This window comes from Vibrio sp. E150_018, assembly GCF_053544035.1.
Map to the genome: position 1 here is coordinate 25,970 of NZ_JBHGNY010000011.1, position 25,029 is coordinate 50,998.

At 42.5% G+C, this 25,029-nt stretch carries 18 protein-coding genes; 11 read left to right on the forward strand and 7 right to left on the reverse strand.

What is annotated here, in order from left to right; translation table 11 throughout:
• Window positions 1–15: 15 nt before the first annotated feature.
• Window positions 16–2,769, reverse strand: a complete 2,754-nt coding sequence (locus ACE3G9_RS11545) for a copper-translocating P-type ATPase (RefSeq protein WP_449219191.1) — start codon at window positions 2,767–2,769, stop codon at window positions 16–18.
• 292 nt (window positions 2,770–3,061) lie between these two features.
• On the opposite strand from ACE3G9_RS11545, the gene gltX reads away from it, so the two are divergent.
• The 11 genes from gltX (at window position 3,062) to yegD (ending at window position 16,036) form a co-directional block, all read left to right on the forward strand.
• Window positions 3,062–4,486, forward strand: a complete 1,425-nt coding sequence (gene gltX, locus ACE3G9_RS11550) for a glutamate--tRNA ligase (protein WP_417881039.1) — start codon at window positions 3,062–3,064, stop codon at window positions 4,484–4,486.
• 361 nt (window positions 4,487–4,847) lie between these two features.
• Window positions 4,848–5,699, forward strand: coding sequence for a DUF3450 domain-containing protein (locus ACE3G9_RS11555; RefSeq protein WP_449219192.1), 852 nt, complete (start codon window positions 4,848–4,850; stop codon window positions 5,697–5,699).
• Window positions 5,699–7,072: a MotA/TolQ/ExbB proton channel family protein gene (locus ACE3G9_RS11560; protein WP_449219193.1), complete on the forward strand. Its 1,374-nt coding sequence runs from the start codon at window positions 5,699–5,701 to the stop codon at window positions 7,070–7,072. Before ACE3G9_RS11555 ends, ACE3G9_RS11560 begins: the two co-directional genes overlap by 1 nt.
• Before the next feature lie 35 nt (window positions 7,073–7,107).
• The gene (locus ACE3G9_RS11565; RefSeq protein WP_449219244.1) at window positions 7,108–7,617 is read left to right on the forward strand and encodes a MotA/TolQ/ExbB proton channel family protein; all 510 of its coding nucleotides are present in this window, start codon (window positions 7,108–7,110) and stop codon (window positions 7,615–7,617) included.
• Complete coding sequence (locus ACE3G9_RS11570; protein WP_027697458.1) at window positions 7,614–8,021, forward strand: ExbD/TolR family protein; 408 nt, start codon at window positions 7,614–7,616, stop codon at window positions 8,019–8,021. The genes ACE3G9_RS11565 and ACE3G9_RS11570 overlap by 4 nt, the downstream gene beginning before the upstream one ends.
• 13 nt (window positions 8,022–8,034) lie before the next feature.
• Window positions 8,035–8,718 (forward strand): energy transducer TonB, encoded by a 684-nt coding sequence (locus ACE3G9_RS11575; RefSeq protein WP_449219194.1) that lies wholly within the window; start codon window positions 8,035–8,037, stop codon window positions 8,716–8,718.
• A gap of 128 nt (window positions 8,719–8,846) precedes the next feature.
• Complete coding sequence (locus ACE3G9_RS11580) at window positions 8,847–10,064, forward strand: tetratricopeptide repeat protein (protein ID WP_449219195.1); 1,218 nt, start codon at window positions 8,847–8,849, stop codon at window positions 10,062–10,064.
• Between the two features lie 28 nt (window positions 10,065–10,092).
• Window positions 10,093–11,064 (forward strand): helix-turn-helix domain-containing protein, encoded by a 972-nt coding sequence (locus ACE3G9_RS11585; protein WP_449219196.1) that lies wholly within the window; start codon window positions 10,093–10,095, stop codon window positions 11,062–11,064.
• A 176-nt stretch (window positions 11,065–11,240) separates the two neighbouring features.
• Entirely contained in the window at window positions 11,241–13,418 is a 2,178-nt protein-coding gene (locus ACE3G9_RS11590) for a TonB-dependent siderophore receptor (protein ID WP_449219197.1), read from the forward strand.
• A 448-nt stretch (window positions 13,419–13,866) separates the two neighbouring features.
• Window positions 13,867–14,595 carry a siderophore ferric iron reductase gene (locus ACE3G9_RS11595; RefSeq protein ID WP_449219198.1) on the forward strand — a complete coding sequence of 243 codons (729 nt, stop codon included), beginning with the start codon at window positions 13,867–13,869 and terminating at the stop codon, window positions 14,593–14,595.
• Window positions 14,596–14,683: 88 nt separating this feature from the next.
• Window positions 14,684–16,036: a molecular chaperone gene (gene yegD, locus ACE3G9_RS11600; protein WP_449219199.1), complete on the forward strand. Its 1,353-nt coding sequence runs from the start codon at window positions 14,684–14,686 to the stop codon at window positions 16,034–16,036.
• A 97-nt stretch (window positions 16,037–16,133) separates the two neighbouring features.
• Here yegD and ACE3G9_RS11605 read toward each other — a convergent pair whose 3' ends face one another.
• From ACE3G9_RS11605 to ACE3G9_RS11630, 6 genes are all read right to left on the reverse strand, one after another.
• Complete coding sequence (locus tag ACE3G9_RS11605) at window positions 16,134–17,738, reverse strand: ABC-F family ATPase (protein ID WP_417881048.1); 1,605 nt, start codon at window positions 17,736–17,738, stop codon at window positions 16,134–16,136.
• A gap of 405 nt (window positions 17,739–18,143) precedes the next feature.
• Window positions 18,144–18,653 carry an OmpA family protein gene (locus ACE3G9_RS11610; protein WP_417881049.1) on the reverse strand — a complete coding sequence of 170 codons (510 nt, stop codon included), beginning with the start codon at window positions 18,651–18,653 and terminating at the stop codon, window positions 18,144–18,146.
• 315 nt (window positions 18,654–18,968) lie between these two features.
• The gene (fhuB, locus tag ACE3G9_RS11615; protein ID WP_449219200.1) at window positions 18,969–20,939 is read right to left on the reverse strand and encodes a Fe(3+)-hydroxamate ABC transporter permease FhuB; all 1,971 of its coding nucleotides are present in this window, start codon (window positions 20,937–20,939) and stop codon (window positions 18,969–18,971) included.
• 143 nt (window positions 20,940–21,082) lie between these two features.
• The gene (locus tag ACE3G9_RS11620) at window positions 21,083–22,000 is read right to left on the reverse strand and encodes an iron-siderophore ABC transporter substrate-binding protein (protein WP_449219201.1); all 918 of its coding nucleotides are present in this window, start codon (window positions 21,998–22,000) and stop codon (window positions 21,083–21,085) included.
• A gap of 57 nt (window positions 22,001–22,057) precedes the next feature.
• A complete protein-coding gene (locus ACE3G9_RS11625; protein ID WP_449219202.1) occupies window positions 22,058–22,828 on the reverse strand; it encodes an ABC transporter ATP-binding protein in 771 nt (256 codons plus the stop codon).
• A gap of 88 nt (window positions 22,829–22,916) precedes the next feature.
• Complete coding sequence (locus tag ACE3G9_RS11630; protein ID WP_449219203.1) at window positions 22,917–25,016, reverse strand: TonB-dependent siderophore receptor; 2,100 nt, start codon at window positions 25,014–25,016, stop codon at window positions 22,917–22,919.
• Between the last annotated feature and the right edge of the window lie 13 nt (window positions 25,017–25,029).

Consider the following 25,029-nt stretch of genomic DNA (forward strand, 5'->3'; position numbering starts at 1 on the left):
CCGTTCTCGTTCTAGTTATTGTTTCGGTTTAAATAGTCTTAAGCGGTTGGCATTACTCACCACGGTAATCGATGACAGCGCCATTGCCGCACCAGCGACGACTGGGCTGAGCATAATACCAAAAAATGGATACAGCACACCTGCCGCCACCGGAATCCCTAAGCTGTTATAAAGAAAGGCGCCGAGCAAGTTCTGCTTGATGTTTTTCACCGTCGCTTTAGATAATTCAATAGCATGTACTACCGCGAGTGGTGACGACTTTAGTAGTGTCATATTGGCATTTTCTATTGCAATATCAGAGCCACTGCCCATTGCAATGCCCACATCGGCTTGAGCTAATGCCGGCGCATCATTAATGCCATCGCCTACCATCGCCACTACACGCTTACCTTCATCTGAATTTTGCAGTGCGCGAATATGCTGCGCTTTTTGATCAGGTAGTACACCTGCAATCACTTTATCAATTCCAAGTTGTTGACCAATCGCATTGGCTACCGATGGATGATCGCCCGACAGTAGTACGACTTCGATGCCTATTTTATGCAATTGCTTGACGGTTTGTTTCGATTCTTCACGCAATGGATCCGATACCCCAATGATGGCAGCAAGTTCACCATTTTGAGCGATTAGAATTGGCGTTTCGGCATTTTTTTCAAGCCGTGCAAGTGCATCGCGATGTTCCGTTAGCGATACTTGATTTTCCTCTAGGTAACGCGGGCTACCAATCCAATATTGATGACCGCTTACTTTACCTTGCACCCCTAAGCCACGCTCGGTTTGGTAATGATCTACCTTAGTGTTTACGGTATCAATATCTGTATAGGTTTGCTTAATATACTGGCATACCGCTTGAGCCAATGGATGTTCCGATTGTGCTTCTAACTGATAAACATCACGCCATAGATTAGCCGAGTTTGAAAGTAGGCAAGTTTCACTCTGTACACTTGGTTTGCCTTGGGTTAGTGTGCCGGTTTTATCAAAGACGATAGTTTGAATTTGGCTAGCAGTTTGTAACACTTCGGCATCTTTAATTAAGATTCCAAGCTCTGCTGCTTTACCGACTCCAACCGTAATCGATAGTGGAGTGGCAAGCCCAAGCGCACAAGGACAAGCAATAATCAGAACTGTGGTGACGACGACCAACATATAACTGGCTTGTGGCGTTGGGCCAAATAGATACCAAGCTGCCGCAGCAATGATGGCGATCATAATGACTGTTGGTACAAATACCGAGGAAATTTGATCCGCTAAACGGGCTAGTGCTGGCTTACTGCTTTGAGCTTGGCGGACTAACTGTATGATGCGCGAAAGGGTAGTCTGTTCGCCAACCATAGTGGCTTTAATCAATAAGCTGCCGTCTTGGTTGATGGTGCCAGTAAACACTTTGTCGTCTTTTTGTTTAAGCGCAGCAATCGGTTCACCAGTGAGCATGGCTTCATCAAGATAAGATGAACCTTCGACAACCACACCATCAATTGGAATGCGCTCACCGGGTTTGACTCGTACTACCATGCCGGTTTGGATATCTTTTACGGCAATTTGTTTTTCTTCACCATCTTGATAAAGCGTCGCGGTTTTAGGCTGTAGATTGATTAAACCTTGCAGCGCATCGGTGGTTCTGGCTTTGGCTTTAGCTTCTATATAGTGGCCGAGCGAGATTAAACCAATGATCATGGCACTGGCTTCAAAATAGACATGGCGTGCTTGTTCCGGAAACCAATTTGGCGCAATGACTATCAACATAGAATATAACCAAGCAGCGCCCGTACCTAGCGCGACTAAAGTATCCATAGTGGCGCGCTTGTGAGTCAGCGCCTGCCACGCATTAATGAAAAACGGTTTGCCAGCAGTAGCAAGCAGCGCGAAACAAATGATACCAATAATGCCCCAAGCCCACTGAGATTGAAGGCTAGTGATCATCATGCTGCCACCTAGTACGCCCCACAACATTAAAGGAACGCCAATTACAATGCCAGCAATCGCACTGTTACGATGCGATTTTTGGGTTTTGCTAAATTGTGCTTGTTGTTGCTCACGCATTTGGTCGTCATTTTGAATGCGTTCTGCTTGGTAACCGGCGGCTTTTACTTGTTGGATAACTTGTTCAGCAATGTTTTCATTGGCTTGATCAAGACTACTGTTCTCAAGATAAGCCCATGCGGTTTGTTCGGCCAAATTAACTTGAGCGCGAGTTATTTGTGGATGGGAAGCGATGGCTTTTTCAACAGATGAGACGCAACTGGCGCACGTCATACCAGAAATTAAGAAATGCAAAGCGGTTGATGAATCTCTGGCTTCTTCTACTTGAGGAGCGGATTGCTCTATTTGTGGCGTAGTCGTGGATTCAGTAGAAGTAACGAGTTTTTCTGTCTCAAATGTTGCACTTTCTACTTGTTTGGCTTGATAGCCAAGCTGTTCAATAATATCAGTAATATTAGAGGCTTCATGATTACTAGTGAGTTGTAGTGAATGCTTATTCACTTCCATTTGGCTAATGTCAGGAAGCTCACTTAAAGCGGTTTCTAGTTTTGCCACACAGCGTCCGCAATTTAAGCCAGTGAGTTCAAAATGCAAGGTTTGCTCTGCGCGATAACCAAACTCGCTTAGCGCATGATTAATCTCGCCTAATGTTGCTTCAGTATTCAGTTCTGCTTGAGTAGGGCTTATCGACTCAACTTGAGTATTGGCGAGCGATTCTAATTTAGCGCGCGCTTTTTTAGCACACCCCATGCAATTTAGCCCATGCAAAGTTAGTTGATAATGATTCATAACGGCCTCTCAAGCACGAGTTAATTAAGGAATAGCTGCACTATAAACCTTCCCACAAGGGGAGGGTCAAGAAAATGGTGGGATATATTTACCAACTTAGAATTTCTTGAGGTATGAAGGTTTCCTTTTTTAGTTATCCGAAGATGTGATTAGTTGGAAGCAATTTATTGGTTGGCTATTTTAGTGCCTAGCATTGGGTGCTAGAATGTGCCCAACATTTTGCCACTGTATTGGTTTCACCACGCAGTGAGTCAAAAACCTGTTTTGTAAAACACTCGATAAGGTAATTTTGATGACGGTTAAAACACGTTTTGCTCCTAGCCCAACAGGCTATCTTCACGTAGGCGGTGCTCGTACTGCTCTTTATTCTTGGTTATACGCAAAAAGCCAAGGCGGTGAATTTGTTTTACGTATCGAAGATACTGACATTGAACGTTCAACCCAAGAAGCGGTTGATGCAATTTTAGAAGGTATGCAATGGATGGGTTTGGATTGGGATGAAGGTCCTTATTATCAAACTAAGCGCTTTGATCGTTACAACGAAATGGTTGATAAGCTACTCGCTGAAGATAAAGCTTACAAATGCTACGCATCAAAAGAACTCCTTGATGAAATTCGCGCGGAACAAGAAGCGAATAAAGAAATGGCGCGTTACGATGCCAATCACCCAAAAATTGTTGCCGTAAACCAAGCAGCGAAAGAAGGGGACCCATGCGTAATTCGTTTCCGTAACCCGAAAGAAGGTTCGGTAGTCTTTGACGATCAAATCCGTGGCCGTATCGAAATTTCAAACACCCAATTGGATGACTTAATCATTCGTCGTACTGACGGCTCTCCGACTTACAACTTTTGTGTAGTAGTTGATGATTGGGATATGGGTATTACACACGTGGTTCGTGGTGAAGATCATATCAACAACACACCTCGCCAAATCAACATTTATGAAGCACTAGGTGCGCCGGTTCCGACTTTCGCTCACTGTGCAATGATCTTAGGTGATGACGGTGCCAAACTTTCAAAACGTCATGGCGCAGTAAGCGTAATGCAATATCGTGATGAAGGTTACTTGCCGAATGCACTAAATAACTACTTAGTTCGTCTAGGTTGGTCTCATGGTGACCAAGAAATCTTTTCTCGCGAAGAGATGATTGAGTTCTTCAGCTTAAATGCAATCAGCAAATCAGCATCAGCATTTAACACGGATAAACTACTTTGGTTGAACAACCACTACATCAAAACGTCTGAGCCTGAGTACGTAGCAGAGCACCTACAATGGCACCTAGATAACCAAAATATCAACGTCGAAAATGGCCCTGCGATTACTGATGTGATCAAACTGGTTGGCGAGCGTTGTAATACTCTTATTGAATTAGCGGAACAATCTCGCTACTTCTATGAAGATTTCTCTGAGTTTGAAGCGGGCGCAGCGAAGAAACACTTACGTGGCGTAGCGAAAGGTCCTCTTGAGTTAGCATTAAGCAAAGTGGAAGCCTTGAGCGACTGGACGACTGAAAACCTACACGGCATGATTGCACAGGTATGTGAAGAGCTAGAAATCGGAATGGGTAAAATTGGTATGCCACTTCGCGTTGCAGTAACCGGTGGTGGTCAATCTCCATCTGTTGATGCAGTCATGCAATTAATTGGTCAAGAGCGTGTCATTGCTCGCATCAAAATGGCATTAGCATTTATTGCAGAGCGTGAAGCAAACGCTTAACCCTTCGTACTTGAAGCTGCAGCTTTGTTGACTGCGTTCACTCGCCTTAATCACATAGGCGAGCTATCCTCATGAGGTCTCATTCACTTGTCGCCTCGCTGCAACTTCAATTACTTTGAGTTCGGTGAAATTGCAATAAAATACTTTATAAAAAGTCGATCGATTGATCGGCTTTTTTTGCTTTAAACTTACGGAGCTTTTCTATAAAAATGATATAAACCTGAGTTATATTAAGGTTATTTTTAATATTTATTCTTAATGGTAACTATTATCATTAACTTTTGCGTTTTTATCATATAGAATGTTTTCTTCACTGAAATCCGTTGGTTTATCTGACGTCTTATATTGAACGGACTTAATCATGCAGTTTCCATCATCAATAACACTTTCTCGTTATGCACAATCGAGTACCAAGCTTAAAGGTATTACGTTAGCGCTATTGGCCATTTCTAGTTTTTCAGCTCAGGCAGATTCTTTGGATAATGCACGCAATATTGAGCGTCAGACCAATCAAGTGGCGAAAAATGCACAGCAAAAGATTGATGCGAATTCCGACCAGAGTTTCCAATTGCAAGGCGAAATAGAACGCCTGCAAGATCAAGTTGATAACCTATCTTTATATCAAACTCACCTGAAAAAGCTGGTAGAAAGCCAAGAAGCTGAAAAAGTCAGTATTGATGATCAATTGACTAATATTGAGGAAACACGTCAAGGGGTAGTGCCTTTGATGTATCACATGATTGATGGTCTGCAACTCTCTTTAGAGCAAGGGATCCCAGTTCGTTTTGATAGCCGTGAAAAACGTCTTGATGAATTGAAAACCCTAATGGGACGTTCAGATATTTCTGATGCAGAAAAATACCGCAGAATTTTAGAAGCCTACCAAATTGAAATAGACTACGGCTCAAAGCTTGGTGTCTATGAAGGTCAGATTAAGCTAAACCAAGATAATGATGGCCAAGATGATACACGCCAAGTAGATTTATTGTATGTTGGTAAAGTCGTATTACTGGCTCGTAGCAAAGATGCGCAGCATGCGTGGTTGTGGTCACAATCTCAAAAACAATGGCAAGAAGTGTCAGCGGATCAAAAGCCGGATATCAATCAGGCTTATGCATTGGCTAATAAACAACAAGCGCCAAGCTTATTGAATTTACCACTTTCTGTGACTCAAGCATCCGCGTCTAATTCTTTAACTCAGGAGACAAAATAATGAAGTTACTGTCTCTTTTTATTACTTCAATAAGTTTAGCGATTGTAAGTATCAGTGCATCAGCCGATGATCTTGCAAGCCTAGATAACAAAGCGAAAGTAGAACAACAAACGGAAAATGCACATAATCAACAGCGTGTGGCGTTAAGTGCTAAGCAACGTGCTGCGCTGCAAGCTAAGCGTGATCAACTTGCCAAACAACTGGCAAAAATTGAACAAGAAAATGCTCAGTTGAGTGAGACTTTTTCTGCCAACGAAGAAATTCTGGCAGAGAAAGAAAAAGAGCTTCAGTTAGCGACGGGTAGTTTAGGTGAATTATTTGGCGTAGTTCGTCAAGCAGCTAAAGATGTTCAGCCAAGTTATGAAACGTCACTACTTGGTGAACAAGGTAAAGCATTTAATACCACATTAGATAAAGTGATCAGCACTGATACGCTACCATCTTTAAAATTGCTGAATGGTCTATGGCAAGCGATGCAATATAAGGTGGCGACAGGTAGTGAAGTGGCTTCTGTGATACTTCCTTTCGTGCAAGGTGATGGTAAAACCCAGCAAGTGAAGGCACTACGTATTGGCGATATGGCACTACTCACCGAGCAAGGTTATGTGAAATGGGATTTTGCTCATCAACAAGCTTCCAATTATTTAGCACTACCATCGGATGCACCAACGTTGGCAAGCTTTAAGCAAGATGCTAATCAAGCCATGCTTATCGACCCTACTCGTGGTGTGATGCTTGAGCAATATGCGCATAAGCCAACCTTGATGCAACGCATCGAGCAAGCAGGTATTGTTGGTAAAGTCATCATTGTCATTTTAGTGATTGGCTTAATCATTGCGTTGGTTCGCGGTGTTCGCTTAATGATGACGCAGCAACAAATTTCAAAGCAGTTAAAACAACCTGAAAATCCAACGGACGACAACCCGCTAGGTCGCATTCTTAATGTGTATAACAAAGAAAAAAAGCAGTCAGTGGAATCATTAGAACTGCGCCTACTAGAAAGTATTCTTGATGAGCAGCAAGGCTTAGAGCGTGGTTTGTCAATGCTGAAGTTATTCGCGGCACTTGCGCCAATGTTGGGCTTACTAGGTACCGTAACCGGCATGATCGAAACCTTCCAAGTGATCACTCAATTTGGTAATGGCGATCCGAAAGTGATGGCGGGTGGTATTTCGATGGCCTTGATCACTACGGTACTTGGTTTAGTCGCTGCGATGCCGCTGTTGCTAGCACATAATATTCTTTCAAACCGCGCAGAAGTGATCCGCAATACGCTTGAAAAACAAGGAGTAAGCTTAGTGGCTCGTCGTGCGGAAATTGAATCAGATAAAGCCAATTTATCGGCAACCAATTTATCCGGAGCTAATGCGTAATGTTGGCTTGGATTTCCACTCAATTCCCTGAGTTGATGGGCTCTCATCTTTTAGAGTTCATGGCTCGCGGTGGGCAAGTGTTGTGGTGGCTAGGTGCGGTTGTGCTTTTATGCTGGGTATTGATTATTGAGCGTATTTTGTTTTTGAGTGTGTCTTACCGTCATGCTAAGGCAGATTGGGTAGATCAATGGAAGCAGCGCTACGAACATGATTCTTGGTACGCACTAGCACAAAAACAAGGTATGTTGCAGCAAGCTCATGTAGTGCTGAATCAAAACCTAGACCTTATTAAAGTGCTGGTTAGTCTATGCCCAATGCTTGGTTTACTCGGTACAGTAACCGGCATGATCACCGTATTTGATTTGATGTCGATTTCAGGTAGCAACGACCCAAAATTAATGGCTTCAGGTATTTCAATGGCAACATTACCAACAATGGCAGGCATGGTTGCCGCATTAGTTGGAATGTTTGCCCATTCTCGTTTAGTGAAAGTCGCAACTCGTAAAGAGATGCACTTGGAACAACAATTAAGGAGCGGCGAATGAGATTAGTTCGTCCCACAAAAGCAAAAGAAGAAGCGCAAGTCGATTTAACCTCGATGCTTGATATCGTGTTTATCATGTTGATTTTCTTCATCGTAACCAGCTCATTTGTTAATGAATCGGGTGTTGAAGTCAATCGACCTCAAGCCTCTCATGCGACAGCACAAAAAGATGCGGGAATTTTTATTGCCGTAACGGCCGCTAACGATGTGTATATCGATAAGCGTCGTGTCGATGTTGAACGCGTAGAAGCCGCATTAGAAAAAATCGCGATTGATAAACCGGATGCAAGCTTAGTTATCCAAGCGGACAAACATGCTTATAACGGTACAGTAGTGGAAGTGATGGATGCTGCCAAAGGTGCAGGGATTTCAAAAATTGCTTTAGCTACGGCTGATAAGTCTTAAGCGAGAATGGATGATGAGTGACAGTAGTACAGCTCACAATATAAATAACGCATCGTTACGTTTATTGATTGCCATTCCACTTGGCCTAGTCACGGCAGTGGCGTTATTTGCATTTATGTCTTGGATGGTCGGAAGCGTCAAAACTGGTGTGACTGATGACCAAGGACCACTGGCGTTTGATGTCGTGATGCAAGAACAAGATTCCGATTCACAACGTCGTCAGCGCCGACTGCCTGAACCACCAAAAGTACCAGAGCAGCCACAAGCATTAGCAACACCAGCGACGCCAGTTGTGTCGATGCCATCAGTTCAAGCGCCTCAAGCGGCACTAGATACCAATATGGCATTCTCGGATGTAGGTGTGGCGATCAATATGCCTAACGTTAATGTCAGCAACAATATTTCTCAAGGGGTAGGTCAACAACAGCAAGCGATGCCGTTATATCGTGCTCAGCCAACCTACCCACAACGAATGTTGAAGCGTCGAATTGAAGGCTATGTGGTGATGTCATTTACCATCAATGAGCAAGGTCGCCCTGAAGATATTGAAGTGGTTGAGGTTGAGCCTTCTAAAGCTTTTGTTCGTCCAGCCGTTCAAGCGCTGCGAAACTGGAAATATCAACCTCAAATTGAAGGTGGTAATGCAGTGAAGCAACCAGGGCAACAAGTGAAAATTGAATTTAAGATCAGCCAATAAACTCATTGTCATTATGGTAATGAATAGTCAGAAGATTATAGAGAATGATGGTCAAACTTATAATGTTGAATATAGATAAGTTATTTCACAATCTTTCGCTTTCTTTGGTAAATAAGAAGGCAATATTGGTGTATCTGGTAACCAGCCTACTTGCTGTGTCATTCAATAGTAGTGCCGCAGGGGTGACGCCTTATACTGGTAAAAAACTGACTCAAGCGAGTGAGTTGGCACAAAATGATCATCTTGATAAAGCGATTCGAGTGTTAACGTCTTATGATCCTAAAGCGGATTATGACAAAGCGTTTGTCAATCGAGTTTTGGCGATCTACTACTGGCAAGCGGACCAACCAAAATCTTCAATATCAGTGTTAAAAAAAGCGGTTGGCTTAAACGTTTTAGAGCCTAAAGTTCAGTGGCAAGCGAATCGAATGTTGGGAGATATCTTGTATTCTGAGCAAGACTTTGCCAATGCAGCCAAAGAGTATCGTAATACGCTAACGGTAAAATATACCCCAAACAGTGCTGATAAAGCACAATTTAAAAAAGACACTAATGAAGTGTACTTTCGTTTAGCTGCCACTTATTACCAACTGCAACAATGGACACAAGTTCGTAGTGCCGTCATTAAGTATCAAGCTCCCGATCCTAAAAAACGTTTACAAGCATTACGCATGCAAGTTATCGCGGAATTTAGATTAAAGCAATGGAGAAATGCGGAAGATACGTTGAGCAATCTGATCCGTCTTGAGCCTGATAATAAAGCATGGTGGCAACAGCAAATTTCCACTCAACTGCAACAGCATAAAAACCAATCGGCACTTGAAACGTATTCTTTGGCGAAAAAACAAAATCTCGAATTTACTATTAATGACTATAAGTCGTTATCTCAACTGTATGCACAAAATAAGATTCCAGAGCGTGGCGCACGAATTTTAGAAGAAATGTTCAAAGCCTACCCAGAGAGTAAGACGATTACCAATCAAAAAACGCAAGCTTATTATTATCAAATGGCGCGTGAATGGTCACAAGCCATTGCAAGTTGGGAAGCATTAGCTAAACGTAATGCTCAGTACTACTGGCCGCTAACTCAGTTATATATTCAACAAAAAGATTACAATAAAGCCAGCCAAGTGATCGACAAAGCGCAACCTTATGCCAAAAAATCTGAATTTGGTTTAGCGAAGATCCAACTATTGTATCGCATAGAAAAGTATAACGATGCACTGGCAGAGGCCAAGCGCCTTAATGAAGTACAACCTTCGGCTTCTGCACAAACCTGGATTGTATTTCTAAACAATAAACTGCAAAGTCAACCACAAGATGAACCTCAAGGAATGTCTTCTTAATGGCAGGACTGAGGTAGTAAGGCGTAGCGTGCAATCAACACAGTTTACTCGAATCGAAAAGGTGTTAGAGTTTATTCACCACCATCTATTTCTGCCTTTATCTTTGGATGATATAGCGAAAAAAAGTTGTTGGTCTCGTTGGCAGCTACAACGCGTATTTACTGCCAAAACTGGGGTCAACGTCGCGCAATATATCCGAGAGTTAAAACTCAGTGGTGCCGCTGAAAGTCTTTTGGATTCACCTACAGAGCGGGTGCTGGATATTGCATTGACCTTTGGTTTTAACTCTGAAATTAGTTTTAGTCGTTCCTTCAAACAATTTTTTGGTTGCTCACCAAGAGAGTACCGTAAGCGTGGTATTCGTACTGGATTACGCCAGCCTATTACTTATATTGTCCCTTCAGGTAGTCATATTTCTTCAAGTCCGAATGTTCAAGCGTTACCCTTGGGGGTTGACCAACATGATTTCACCCAAATCAGAATTGAGCATAAGCCCGCATTTTGTTTAGCTGGTTATCGAGGAGAGATCGGAGGGTTATTTTCTTCTCAGCCTGATTTTCAGCAATTAGTGCCTATTATTTGGCATGAGTTTGAACGTTTAAAATCACAAGATGCTATTGGTCATGCAGCAATGGATAATCGAGTAAGCCATTCCACAAAAGTGAATAACACACCGGTTCTTCGTTATGGGGTTATCGATACGTTATCACTGCATGATGACCGCTTAACTTATTGGGCATCGGAAGAGTGTAGTGATCATTTACCGGCAAATTTAAAGCAGTTACACATTCCCGATCAACAATATGTGGTTCTACCTCATCGTGGTGAGATTGCGCAGCTTAAATCAAAATTGGAATGGTTATTTAGCGATTGGTTACCTCAAAGTGGCTACAGTGGGGTAGACGGTTTTGAATTGGAAATCTATTCAGCTAACTATCAATTGAACTCACCGGATGCTTATATGGAGTATTGGTTACCGATTGAGAATCATAAATCGTAACGTTTCTTTGTGCGCTAATAATTTCACTTTGAAGCGCGAAAGTCGATATCACAAAAAGTTCCCTCCAAACTCAAAGATGCACCAAATTGTTAACTTTCCATTGTTGCAAATAGATATCATTTAGAAATGATAATGATTATCGATTAATAATGAGCAACCATTTGTAGGAAGGGAAAATGCCTCGTTTGAAAAATACAAAATCCGCTTTTCACACATCAAAGTTACTTACTGCTAGCCCACTGGCTTTAGCGATTACCAGTATTCTATTTGCCTCTAATTTGATGGCTGAAGAAGCAGATGCAGCGGCGACAGAACAAGAAACCATTACGGTTCTAGGCCAAACCTACCGTAATACTGCGACTAAAACGTCACTTGAACCAGAAGAAACGCCTCAGGCTATTTCAGTGATCAATTCTGATGACTTTGAAAACCGTGGTGTGTCATCGGTTCAGCAAGCGCTGCGTTATGCACCGGGTGTGAATGCAGAGCTGAAAGGCGGTAGTGTCACCATGTATGACAACTACAACATCCGCGGTTTTGAAAACAACCAAATGTATTACGATGGGCTGGTTTTACAATACCTAGTTGGTTGGAACTTACAGCCACAAATTGACCCAATTGCTTTAGAGCGTGTTGAGATCTTTAAAGGTCCAAGCTCTGTTTTATATGGAGCTATGCCACCGGGTGGTATGGTTAACCTAATTGCCAAGTCTCCTCAAAAAGAACGCAGTACCGATGTTTCAATTGCGACAGGTTCTCGTAACTTAGTCAAAGCTTCGATTGATACAACGGGTCAGTTTGGTGATTCAAATGTGTATTACCGCTTGATCGGTTCCGCTTCTCATCGTGATGGGCAAGTCGATTACACCGAAGAAGAACGCTACGTTATTGCACCGTCTATCGATTGGTATGTGACTGATAATACCTTAGTAAACTTCAATTTTTATTATCAGAACGATCCCAATATGGGCATGAACTCAGCGATGCCAGCGTCTGGTTCGGTATGGGATAACCCGAACGGCAACATAGATAAAAATGCTTCCATGGGGGATAAAAACTGGAGTCAGTTTGAACGTGAATTCTGGATGGCTGGTTATAAGATCGATCACTCATTCAATGAAAACTGGTCGTTCTTGCAAAATGCTCGTTATATGAAAGCTGACTTGTATCAAGAGAATACTTACCATGCTTCGACAGGGTGGAATTCAACGACAGGAAATCTAGATCGCTATATTTATAGCACAGATGAAGAGTCAGAAGGCTTCACCATTGATAACCAGTTGTCTGGACGTGTAGTGACTGGGCCAGTTGAGCATAACCTATTATTTGGTGTGGACTATCAACACTTAGAAGGTAGCTCTAATTACACCAGCTATACCTACAACGGTAGTTACACTGCGCCAAGCTTTAATGCTTTTGCTCCAAACAATAATCAAATAGATCGTTCTCAAGTTGCTGTAGATGGTATCTATATTGATGATGTTAAAGTGGATCAATTAGGATTTTATTTTCAAGACCAGATGCGAATTGACCGCGTAGTATTAATGGCGGGCGGGCGTTTTGATAATTATAAGTCTACCAGTGATTACGTTGGTACGGTAACCAAGATTGATCAAAATAATTTCTCATACCGTGTTGGTGCCATGTATGAATTTGATTCTGGTTGGTCTCCATATATCAATTATGCTACAAGCTTTGAGCCGGTAGCCGGTGTTGATACAAACGGTGATAAATTTGACCCATCAACAGGCCAACAAATCGAAGGTGGTGTGAAGTATTTATCAGCAGATTATGCAACATCAATGACGGCTTCGTTGTTCCATATTGTGAAAAGTGATGTAGTGGTTGCTGATCCTAATGACCCAACATTCCAAGATAAGATCCAAGTGGGTGAAATTCGCTCACAAGGTGCTGAGTTTGAAGGCCGTACCATGCTGACAGATAATTGGGATGTATCGGCAAGCTACACCTATACTGATATGGAAATCACCAAAGACACGACAGGGCTTGAAGGCAAAACACCGATTTACGTACCTGAACACGCTGCTACGCTATGGACTAACTACTACGTGTATAACGGTATCTTAGGCGGTTCTCGCTTTGGTGCAGGTGCACGTTATATTGGCGAACGTCAAATGGATGCTGCGAATACCGATACAGTGCCCGATTACACGGTAGTTGATTTGTCTCTAGGTTATGATTTGGCATATTTAACCAACAGCCTACAAGGCGCAGCGGTTAACTTAAGCGTTAATAACTTATTTGATGAAGATACGTTCACTTGTTATGACTCAGCAAACTGCTGGTATGGCGAAGAGCGTACCGTAGAATTTAAGTTTGATTATAAGTTCTAACGTATAGCATCACTTAGCAAATCACTGTAAAGAGCTAGCCGTTGGTTAGCTCTTTTTTGTTGAGTGATGCGGGGCGAGAGCGGAGGACGCTTTGATCGAGACACGAGAAGCAGGTAAAGATCGCTTTTTGCTTTTTCACGTAACTCGAAACACGCTACTCGGCACCAAAAAAAACCGTCATCCTCGGGCCGAGTAACAATGTTATTAACCACATCAATGTACTCAAACAACGAGGAACCGGGGATCTACTTACCACGCGTTATAGAGCATTACGGACTCAAGGATTCAGCTGGCTTTAAGTAGATCCCCTATCTTCTTCGCTTAGGCTCATGTAGGGGATGACGACATGGAATAAGTACGAGGCCCGAATCACGCAACTTTATCTTTTAAATCTAAATGAAAATTAGTATCATTGCGCTTAACGTAATTAAGTTTGATGAGCCTTGCTGTGAGTGATCCTAGATACCAACAATTATTCCATTATGCCGATCATGTGACGCCTTATCTCCGAGGTGAATTATTTGGCAGCGAACTGGTGCAAGCGTCGCTAGGTGATGATTGGTTACTCTCAGATCATAACAATCAAGAACTGCTACAAGACATCTACGCCAAACTTCAGCTTTCTCATCCCGAAGCGGGTCATGCCTATTGGTTAAACCGTACCTGGACTTTGTTAGTTTGGCAGCCAGTTTATGTAAGTTTTATCAGTATTTATGGTATTCGTGCTTTACCTGTGATGTCGAGCATTAGTCAACAATGGCGAGGAGATGCGAATTTTGTAGCAGGTTTTACGCTGCAAGATGTGCCGATGCATGATGGCGAACCTGAAGAGCTTATCAAGATTGCTGCTAACGAGTTATTACCGTTATTTGAAGATTACCGTACTCAGCTTGATGAGAATGTTCGAATTCGTCCGGGCTTTACCAAACATGTTCTTGCCGATTTATTGGTAATGGCATTATTACGCTTACAAGATTTACACAAAGACCTACCGCAAGAGTATATTCCAGAGCATGCTAAACGCTGGTTAGAAGCCTTTGGATTATCGACAAAAGCAATGGATTCACTGCATTACGATTTAGTAGAAAGCAAATGGCATTACGTTCGCACCACCTGTTGTATGGTGTATCGCTGCGAAGGACGTGACCTGTGTGACAACTGCCCACGCAGCAAATAATTGCTTGCTATAGCCTTATAATTCCCTGCACATTTCTCCCTAAATACGCTACTATCAGCGCCCTTTTTTGAGCGTTGTAGAGGTAGATATGTTTATTGGCTTTGATTATGGAACGGCAAACTGTTCTGTCGCAATGATGGATAAAGGCGAGCCGCGTTTATTGTCACTAGAAGGCGATAGCCATTACATACCCTCGACTATTTGTGCGCCTACACGTGAATCGATCGCTGAATACCTCTACCGCTTCATGCAAGTTCAACCTAAAGATACAGCGGGTGAACAAGCACTGCGACGCGCTATCAATCTCAATCGAGAAGAAGATATCCAATTGCAACTAGGCGATGTTCAATTTGGTCAGCAAGCACTGGATACTTACCTTTCCGACCCGCAAGAAGTCTATTATGTAAAATCGCCGAAATCTTTTTTAGGGGCGAGCGGTTTGCATGAGACTCAACTGGTGTTTTTTGAAGATCTAGTTTGTAGCATGATGAAGAACATCAAGAGCCAAGCCGAGCTTTCTAGCCAGCAAGATATTACTCAAGCAGTGATTGGGCGTCCGATAAACTTTCACGGACGTGGTGGTATTGATGCCAACCGTCAAGCCGAAAGCATTCTATTACACGCCGCCACTCGGGCAGGTTTTAAAGACATTGAATTTCAATTTGAACCGGTTGCTGCTGGTTTAGAATATGAAAGTACCCTGAGCCAAAATCAAACCGTACTCGTGGTGGATATCGGCGGTGGTACAACTGATTGTTCATTGATTGAAATGGGCCCAGATTGGCAACAAAAAACCGACCGAACAGAGAGCTTATTAGGGCATAGTGGACAGCGTGTAGGTGGAAATGATTTAGATATTTATCTGGCGTTTAAACAAATCATGCCTTTGTTTGGCTTTGGTTCGCAAATGAATAGCGGGATTGAAATGCCGATCACTCAATTTTGGAACCCCATCGCAATTAACAACGTGGTGGCGCAAAAAGATTTTTACGAAACAGCAAATCACAAGTCATTAAAGCGATTACAAAAAGAAGCCAAAGAGCCAGAGAAGTTAGCCCGATTATTAGCCGCTTACCAACATACACTAGGCTATCAAATTGTGCGTAAAGCGGAAGAAGCTAAGATTAGCTTATCGGATGCTCAGAAACACTCACTGATAATGCCTGTAGCGTCAGAGATGCTCGAGCTTGATATCAGTCTAGACCAAATGGTGGAAGCAGTGGGTACACCAATGCAAAAGATGATGGACTTAGTTACCGAAGTGATGAACCAAGCGACTAAAAAACCGGATGTGATCTTTATGACTGGCGGTAGTGCTCGTTCGCCATTTTTACGCCAAGCACTAGAGCAACAACTACCTAATATACCAATTGTTAGCGGAAACTATTTTGGTTCGGTGACCGCAGGTTTAGCTCGCTGGGCGCAGACAGTGTTTGCTTGATCTGAATTTTGATGAGTCAGCCGTATCAATAAAAAAGGCAGTGATCGCTAGGATTATTGCCTTTATTTATTTGCTTTGATTTTTGGGTTAAGCTTTTTTACGCCACAGCCATCATCTTCTTCTGATGATCTAAGTACTCATCATAAGTACCTTGGAAGCTCACTAATTTCTTGTCTTTCACATCAATGATTGAGGTCGCAAGCGAGGAAACAAACTCGCGGTCGTGGCTAACAAAGATCAAAGTACCTTTGTAGACTTTAAGCGCTGAGTTTAAAGCTTCAATCGCTTCCATATCCATATGGTTGGTTGGCTCATCCATCACTAATACGTTAATGTCTTGCATCATTAGCTTGCCAAACAATAGACGGTTCTTTTCACCACCAGAACAGTTACGCGCTTTTTTATTCGCGTCATCCGCAGTAAAGAGTAGACGACCTAAAATGCCACGCACCATTAAGTCATCATGCTTGGTGGTACGCCATTGTGAAATCCAGTCAAAGATGCTCAAGTCGTTATCGAAATCTTTGGTGCTGTCTTGTGGGCAGTAACCGATAGAGGCATTTTCCGACCATTTCACCACACCTTGGTTTTGCTCTAAATCTTTAACTAGGCAACGTAGTAGAGTGGTTTTACCTACACCGTTCTCACCAATGACTGCAAGGCGAGTTCCGGCTTCAAGTAATAGATTACCGCCTTCAAACAGTAATTCATCTTCAAACGCGTGGCCGAGTTCTTGAAGCTCTAATGCTAAACGGTGCAGTTTTTTTCCTTCACCAAAATCAATTGATGGGCTAATACGACTTGATGATTTCACTTCATCGAGTTTGATTTTATCCATTTTCTTAGCACGAGAGCTAGCTTGCTTAGCTTTAGATGCATTAGCACCAAAACGGTTCACAAAATCTTGTAGTTCGTTAATTTCGGCTTCTTTCTTAGCGTTACTTGAAAGTAATTGCTCACGGATCAAGCTCGATGCTTCAAGGAAATATTCGTAATTACCCGGATAAATACGCAGTTCGCCATAATCGATATCCGCCATGTGAGTACACACTGAGTTTAAGAAGTGGCGGTCATGCGAGATGATGATCATCGTGCACTTACGCTGGTTCAATTCTTCTGCTAGCCAGTTGATGGTGTGAATGTCCAAGTTATTGGTTGGCTCATCGAGCAACAAAATATCTGGGTTAGCAAATAGCGCTTGAGCTAGCAACACACGTAATTTCCAACCCGGTGCAACACGCTGCATTAAGTCAAAATGGAATTCTTCTTCGATACCCGCTTGGATCAGAATATCACCGGCACGGCTTTCGGCAGTGTAGCCATCCATCTCGGCAAATTCGCTTTCAAGTTCTGCGACTTTCATACCCTCTTCTTCACTCATTTCAAGTAAAGAATAAATGCGGTCACGCTCTTGTTTGATTTCCCATAATTTGCGATCTCCCATGATCACAACATCAATAACATTATGCTGTTCAAAGGCAAATTGATCTTGGCTTAGTACGCCAAGTTTTAATCCTGGAGTAATAGAAACATTACCTGAACTAGGAGTAAGTGCACCACTAAGGATTTTCATGAAAGTTGACTTGCCGCAGCCATTAGCGCCAATTAAGCCATAACGATTGCCGTTGCCAAACTTGGCTGAGATGTTTTCGAATAAAGGTTCAGCACCAAATTGCATGGTGATGTTTGCGGTTGAAATCAAAGAAATATCCTTAGGTGATGGGTAGCACTGAATAGCAGGTAGAACGCATCAAAATTGAAGTGTAAATAGGCGGCGGATTATACAGACTTATTGCTTAAAGAACAGACAAGAAAGTTCAGGATTAACGAATAACAAATGTTATGCTGATTTTGCTATTCTAATTTGGGGAGTTTTATAAATGGCTAAGCAAAATGCACCATCGTGTGAGAGAAATAAACAACCGATTTTAGATGTGATTGCTCCGTATTTTTCTAATGCCTGCTAATAATTTTCTTTTAGTTTGGTTCAAAGTTTGAATGGGTATCTGTTCAATGTAATAAAAAGGTGGAGCTATGAAGGCTCCACTCTTTTTGTGTACTCGAATTCACTATTTATAGAAGATATAGTGAGGAGTCGTACTCTTGATTATTCCGCCATAGTATCTGTCGGCATTTCAACAGGTTGCTCAACTTCAATTGTCACGCTTACGTCTGCACGACGGTTTTTAGCGCGGCCATCAGAAGTATTATTGTCAGCAACTGGGGACATTTCACCGTCACCGCTTACTGACATTAGGTTAGCGTCAAAACCTTTACTCGTTAGGTAATCTGCAACTGCTTGAGCACGCTCTTCAGATAGCTTTTGGTTGTATTCTTCAGTACCAACGCTGTCAGTGTGACCAACAATAGTGATTGATTTTAGGTTAGCAGCCGTTGCTTGGCTAACAGCTTGATCAATTTCATCCGTTGTTTTTAGTTTTGCAGAATCGAAATCAAATAGTAGGTCTGCACTTAGACTTACAGGAGCCATTACTGGTGCTGGCGCTTCAGTTTGTGTAGTCGTTGGAGCTTCTGCTACTTCTTCACTTGAGCTACAACCTGCTAGTGTTGCCATTAGACCTAGAGCACAAGCCATTCCTAAAACATTCTTTTTCATATTTTTTTCCATTATTGTTACTCCGATTTTAACTATAAAACGTTGTCGTTTTGTAGCTCTACAACTAAGCAGATTCCTTTAGAGCCATCAATGAGAGATTCTAAATATAGTTGAAGATGACATTTAATTACAACTAGTTGTATTTTATTTATGTATGGCTTCAACATCCACTTATAGTATGGGTAATCATAAATGAAAAACAAGCATTTACCAATTAAACCCTGTTAAATGTATGTTATTTTTCATAAAAAGAGTGATATTTGGGTTGAGGTACTTACCTTATCCTGATTTTTTTTAAAAAATATCACGGGAATATTAATGTCTCTTTTGCCCTCTAATTAATAATAGTAAGAAGTAGCTTCCACCAACAATTGAAACAACGGTACCCGCTGCCACTTGCATTGGGAATAAAATGCTCTGCCCAATCCAATCAGCAATTAACATAAGTAAACCACCTGTAAGCCCAGCAACTAATAATTGAGACCGTGCTTGTTTCGCGCCAAGCATTACAGCCATATGTGGTGCTAATAAACCAACAAATGCAACAGGGCCCATGGTGCTGGTAACCAAAGCGCAAAGTAGAGCGACACTACAAAGTAGAATGACGCTAGTAGCTTGTACATTCAAACCGCGAGCGGAAGCAAATTGGCGGCCTGCAGAAATAAGTGTTAACCACCGAGAAACGCTGACTAATGCAGCAAAAATGACGGTGACGCTAAGCGCTAACATAATGGCACTTTTTCCGGAAACTCGGTATGTTGAACCCGCTAGCCAACCGATAATGGTGTAACTATCCTGAGTACCTTTTGCTAGTGCAAATTGAACCAAAGATTCGATTAATGCACTGATGGCGATACCAATTAAGATCATACTCGATGGCGCAAATTGATTTTTACGCCCTAGAAGTAGTAGAACAGCAAGTACAATCATACTGCCGGCAAAGGCAATGAATGAACCTGATGCAAAAATATTCGTACCTAAAAATACGGTCGAACCGACTAATGCGAAGGTTGCGCCAGCGGAAATACCAAGAATATCAGGGCTCGCTAATGGGTTGTAAATCAGGCGTTGCAATACAGTACCGGCGGCCGCTAAGGCAACACCTGCAGCAAGCGCAGTCACAAAGCGAGGCCAGCGCAAGTCCCACGTAAAGCTATCGGGAATCGCCCAGAGTAAGCCATTGTCTGTCATTGATAGTGTGGCGCTGATAATTAACATCACGCTTGTCATGATAATTAAGCTGGGTATCACTAAATTTGAAAGCTGCGTCTTACTTGGCGGAAGTTTTATGGAGATCTGGTCTTGTGCTTTTAATGCTCGGCGGCTGAACCAAACCAAGGCGGGCGCACCGATGGCTGCCGCAGTTGTGCCACTTGGTATCATTTCTTGAGTGAATTGGCTAATTAACAGCGCCAGTATGTCAGTGGCTAGAAGGGCGATACTACCAATGAGCATGCTGGTATACAGCTCAGCTTTCGGTGTTCTTGCACCAATAGCGCGGGCAATATTAGGTGACAATAAACCAATAAAGCTAATTACACCAACCGCAGTAATCGAAGCGGAAACTACCCATAGGCCCAGTGCGATCAAAACAATGAAATAAGGAATAACATTGAGACCACGAGCGGCTGCTCCCTGATGCCCTAAACGCATTAAATTTAAAATACGTGGCGCGATAACCAGTAAGACTAGAGCAACCGAGAGTCTAGGGAAGAGCCATTGCACCATTTCCCAGCCATTTTGCGCAAGATCGCCAGCACCCCAAATAAATACATTTTTAGCGTATTGGTCGTTCAGCAAAATAATCGCTGTGGCAATTGCGCCAAACAATATGTTGACGACCATACCGGATAAAATAAGCGGTAGACCAGTGATGTTTTTCGGCCCAGCAATAGTAATTACCAGTCCCATCGCAAACATTGCCCCGACCATTGCGGAAAGTGCCATGTAATCGCTAGCAAGATTCGGAAACCAGACGTTGACCACGATGAGAGCCAGCCAAGCACCAGAAGAAGTTCCAAGCGTAAGTGGGGAAGTCAGCGAGTTTTGAGTTAATTGCTGCATCAAGCTGCCAACTAAACCAAGCATCGCACCTACGATAATCGCCATCACCGCACGAGGAAGTTGCGCGTAAACAAAATTGAAATCAGCAAACTCTTGCGCTTCCGCACCCATCAATAAATGCCATTGTTGAGAAATGGTAAGTGGATTGGCGATTTGTAGGCTAGCGACCGCGATAATAGCGAATGCGAGGACAATTGTGATAATCGTTGGAAAGCGGAGCATCAAGAGTTCCTAGGTTTCTAGTACCTAGTTCCTAAGTGTGCACGTAAAGAACTAGGTGTTTATATTTAATTTTTCGTGAAGTGGTGTGTCTGCGACTTATTTCTTTTCCTAGAGTCTAGGAACTCGAATCTAGGGACTAGAACCTAGGGACCCTTTACTTCCAACAAACTTTTGGTAATTGATTCTGCAATATACAACATCGACATTGCACCACCATAATTCCATACTGAGTCTGCTTCATTAACATGGCCATTACGAACAAATGGCATCGCTTTCCAGAGCATAGATTTATTTAATTGAGCTTTTTGCGCGTCGGTAAATGGGCCAAAGTAGATTACATAACCATCTTTAATATGCTGTAGGTCGGTCATTCGTTTTTGCACGATACCCCATTCTTTAGCTGGTTGAGGAAGTGCAGTGCTTAAACCGAGTTGGTGGATCACGTAGTCAGTAGTCGAGTTGTTCGCATATAAATAAATTGAGGTTTGGTTAGCAAAGCGCATTGCCGCGACACTTGGCATTTCACCATTAAATGCGGTTTCGAGTTGTACTTTTAAGTCGGCAAAGCGCTGATACATGGTATTGAGTTTTTGTTCTGCTAAATCGCTTTTGTTAACCACGACTGCAATGTTGCGGAAATTCTCAATGGCGGCTTTAGCGCTGTCTTGATCGGCATTGTAGGTTTGATAATACAACACTGGTGCAATGGTCTGCAGACGAGGGATCAGATCTTTTTGTGGTGAAGCTGCCAAAATGAGGTCTGGTTTTAATTCCGCTAGCTTTTGCATATTCGGTTCAGCGCGGGTGCCGAGATCTTGTACAGATTCAGGAATGGCCGGTTTGACGACCCAAGTGGTGTAGTCTTTGATATTTGGCACACCAATGGGAGTAACATCAAGTTCGAGTAATTGTTCAGCGAGATCCCAGTTTAAAGCGACAATACGTTTCGGGTGACTATCTAATTGATGTTCACCTAGACTATCGGTGACGGTAATCGACGCGAAACTTGGTAGGCTAAATAACGCTATGATTAAAGAGAATAGTTTCAAGAATGTTTTCATATTGAAAATGTTTCCTAGGTTCTGGGAACAGCGATCATTGGTAAATCTTTTGGGCTTTTAAATCACGACGGCTATTTTTTGATCATCTTGCTGTGGGTGATCTAAAAGTTGAATATCGGTTTCGTATAAATCCGTTAGTCGTTGATCATCGAGTAGTAATTCTTTTGCGCCGCTAAAAGCTACCTTGCCTTGCTTTAGCGCCACGATATGAGTGGCATAACGGAGCGCCAAATTCAGATCGTGTAAGATAACTAAAATGCCGCAGCCAGTTTGCTGATTCAGTTCTTGTAGCAAATCCATTAAATGGTATTGATGATGAATATCGAGGGCAGAGGTCGGTTCATCGAGGATCAGCACTGGAGATTGCTGCGCCAATAACATGGCAACCCAAGCGCGCTGACGTTCACCGCCAGAGAGTTTATCGGCAAGGTTATTAGCATATTGTTCAACGCCAGTTTTTTGCATCGCTTCGACAATAATTTTCTCATCATCATTTTGCCAACGACCAAACACACCACGCCAAGGGAAACGACCTAAGCGTACCAATTCTTGCACCGTAAGCCCTGCAACATCTGGCAATTTTTGCGGTAAAAAAGCAATTTCTTTGGCTAATTGTTTTTGAGAAAAAGTTGAAATTTCAGTCTCGTTGAGTGTCACTTGTCCAGAGTCGGCTTTCGATTGTCCTGAAAGCAGGTTAACCAGTGTCGATTTACCGCTACCATTATGGCCCAGCATAACCGTCAATCCATCACTCGGAATGGAAAGTTCATCAATCGATAAAATATCGCGATTATTTCGGTGAACACGAACTTGGTTGAGTTTGAACATCTTTTTCTCTGGGGTTATTTATTGGGTACTAGAAAACAAAAACTAGGGCCATTGAACTCAATAGCCCTAGTGCGTTTAAGGTGTTTCGTTACCACGTATAGTTAATAGTAGCGGTAGCGGTCAATTCTTCACCGTAGTAACAGTAGTAATCACAGCTAGAAACGTACTTTTTATCAGTCACATTATTAACATTAACTTGCGCACGCCATTTAGGTGTAATGTCGTAGCGAGCCATGGCGTCGAATAAGGTGACACTTGGAACATTGAGTATTCCAACACCAGTAGAATCGTGTCCAACAGAACTACCCATATAGCGAACACCTGCACCAAGAACAAAGCTATCTAAACCTAAGTGGCTAAAATCATACTCTAACCAAGATGATGCCATATGACGAGGAATGAGTGGGGTACGAATGGGATCGCTATCCGCACTCATATCTGTTTTAGCATCTGTATAGGTATAGTTTGCTTTTGCGAGTAAATCTTCGGTCACATATACGACAGCATCAAACTCAACACCTTGAGAGGTTAATTCACCGCTTTGTGTAGCGACACTTTGAGTTGTGACCAGGCCATTTTTCTGAGTAATATTGAACCAAGCGAGATTAAAGTAGCCATTGATAAAGCTTGGCTCATATTTGAAACCCGCTTCTGTTTGTTGTCCTTCAAGTGGTTTGTAGGCTTTTCCTGTTGTCGGATCAACGGAGGCCAGAACTTCAAAGGATTCATCGTAGCTAATGTATGGTGTTACACCGAAATCACTGACATACATAAGACCACCACTTAAAGCAAAGTTGGTATTATGCAAATCTTCTTTGGTACCAGCACTGTCATTTTGAAGACGTACGATGTCATAACGACCACCGACTTTCATAATCCACTTATTATCTAATTTAATTTGTTGTTGAGCATAAAATCCTGCTTGATCCTTAGTGATATCAACAGGGGTAGCACGGTCATCAATAGGTTGATAATTGCCATATTCCGGGTTGAATGCGTTGATACTACCAGTAGTCCCCCCCCAAGCTACCCCCCAATCATCTGCTTCCATACTGTCATTTTGATAGTGCTGTAAATCAATGCCAAATAAGAAAGTATTATCTGTTCTAGATGTGCTCCAATTAGCGATAGTTTGGTTATCCATACTATAGGAATCAGTTGAACCATTTCGATAGATGATCCCTCTTGATAGATCGGCACTTGTTTCACTGCCGAAAGCGTAAGTGCTACGTAATAGTAAATCTGTATGGGCATAACGAGTGTTTTGCTTGAATTGCCAAATGTCATTAAAGTGATGTTCTAATTCGTAAGCAAGAGAGAACTGTTCATTTTCATTTTTATCATAATCAGGCTCACCTAAATTGGTGCTTGGGTCGAGCTTACCTTGTGGCGTATCAATCAAGGTGCCGTAAGCGGGTTTAAATGGGTTAGTCGGTACGCCATCATCTTTTTTATAAGAGGCAAGGAAAGTGATATTGGTATCAGGGCTGATATCCCAGGCTAGGCTAGGAGCAAGATAAACACGGTCGGTGTAAGTTTCATCTAGAGTACCATCACGGTGGCTCATCATACCGACTAAACGAAAACGAACATCACCATCTTGATCAACAAAGCTTGTGACATCGACGCCAACTTGTTGCTGATTGTTCGTACCTGCTTGGAGTTGTAATTCTCCACCTTCTGTATACCCAGGGTGTTTGCTTACAGCATTAACTACACCACCTGGAGGCGCTTCACCATATAAGATCGCAGCAGGACCTTTTAATACTTCAACTTGTTCTAGACCGTAAGGCTCCAATGTCCAAACGTAGTAGCCTACTTGATAAAGGCGATTTCCATCTAAATAAGTTGCGGCATCAAAACCACGGATTTTAAACCAATCGGTATCATTATCAGAACCATACGGTTGAGTCATAACACCTGGTTGATAACGCAAGACTTCGTCTAATTTTGTTGGTTGTTGAACAGATAGTTGCTCTTCATCGATCACGGATACACTGCGCGGAGTTTCGGCGAGTGGTGTCTCAACTTTTAATGCTGAAGCGGTTACTGTGATGGTATCTAAATTTTCTGTTGTAGCTTTTTCTTCAGCAAAAGAAGGGAGAGCGATAAGGGCTAAAGAAAGTCCAAGAGCAGGTTTCATAATGTGAGAAACGGCTTGTGAAGTAGGGTTCAAAGTGAAAGACATAAATCAATCCATT

Excerpts from the sequence above, each read along its gene's own strand:
- ACE3G9_RS11545 (WP_449219191.1), bottom strand. The coding sequence starts at position 2,769 with ATGAATCATTATCAACTAACTTTGCATGGGCTAAATTGCATGGGGTGT.
- gltX (WP_417881039.1), top strand. The coding sequence starts at position 3,062 with ATGACGGTTAAAACACGTTTTGCTCCTAGCCCAACAGGCTATCTTCAC.
- ACE3G9_RS11555 (WP_449219192.1), top strand. The coding sequence starts at position 4,848 with ATGCAGTTTCCATCATCAATAACACTTTCTCGTTATGCACAATCGAGT.
- ACE3G9_RS11560 (WP_449219193.1), top strand. The coding sequence starts at position 5,699 with ATGAAGTTACTGTCTCTTTTTATTACTTCAATAAGTTTAGCGATTGTA.
- ACE3G9_RS11565 (WP_449219244.1), top strand. The coding sequence starts at position 7,108 with ATGGGCTCTCATCTTTTAGAGTTCATGGCTCGCGGTGGGCAAGTGTTG.
- ACE3G9_RS11570 (WP_027697458.1), top strand. The coding sequence starts at position 7,614 with ATGAGATTAGTTCGTCCCACAAAAGCAAAAGAAGAAGCGCAAGTCGAT.
- ACE3G9_RS11575 (WP_449219194.1), top strand. The coding sequence starts at position 8,035 with ATGAGTGACAGTAGTACAGCTCACAATATAAATAACGCATCGTTACGT.
- ACE3G9_RS11590 (WP_449219197.1), top strand. The coding sequence starts at position 11,241 with ATGCCTCGTTTGAAAAATACAAAATCCGCTTTTCACACATCAAAGTTA.
- yegD (WP_449219199.1), top strand. The coding sequence starts at position 14,684 with ATGTTTATTGGCTTTGATTATGGAACGGCAAACTGTTCTGTCGCAATG.
- ACE3G9_RS11610 (WP_417881049.1), bottom strand. The coding sequence starts at position 18,653 with ATGAAAAAGAATGTTTTAGGAATGGCTTGTGCTCTAGGTCTAATGGCA.
- fhuB (WP_449219200.1), bottom strand. The coding sequence starts at position 20,939 with ATGCTCCGCTTTCCAACGATTATCACAATTGTCCTCGCATTCGCTATT.
- ACE3G9_RS11620 (WP_449219201.1), bottom strand. The coding sequence starts at position 22,000 with ATGAAAACATTCTTGAAACTATTCTCTTTAATCATAGCGTTATTTAGC.
- ACE3G9_RS11625 (WP_449219202.1), bottom strand. The coding sequence starts at position 22,828 with ATGTTCAAACTCAACCAAGTTCGTGTTCACCGAAATAATCGCGATATT.
- ACE3G9_RS11630 (WP_449219203.1), bottom strand. The coding sequence starts at position 25,016 with ATGTCTTTCACTTTGAACCCTACTTCACAAGCCGTTTCTCACATTATG.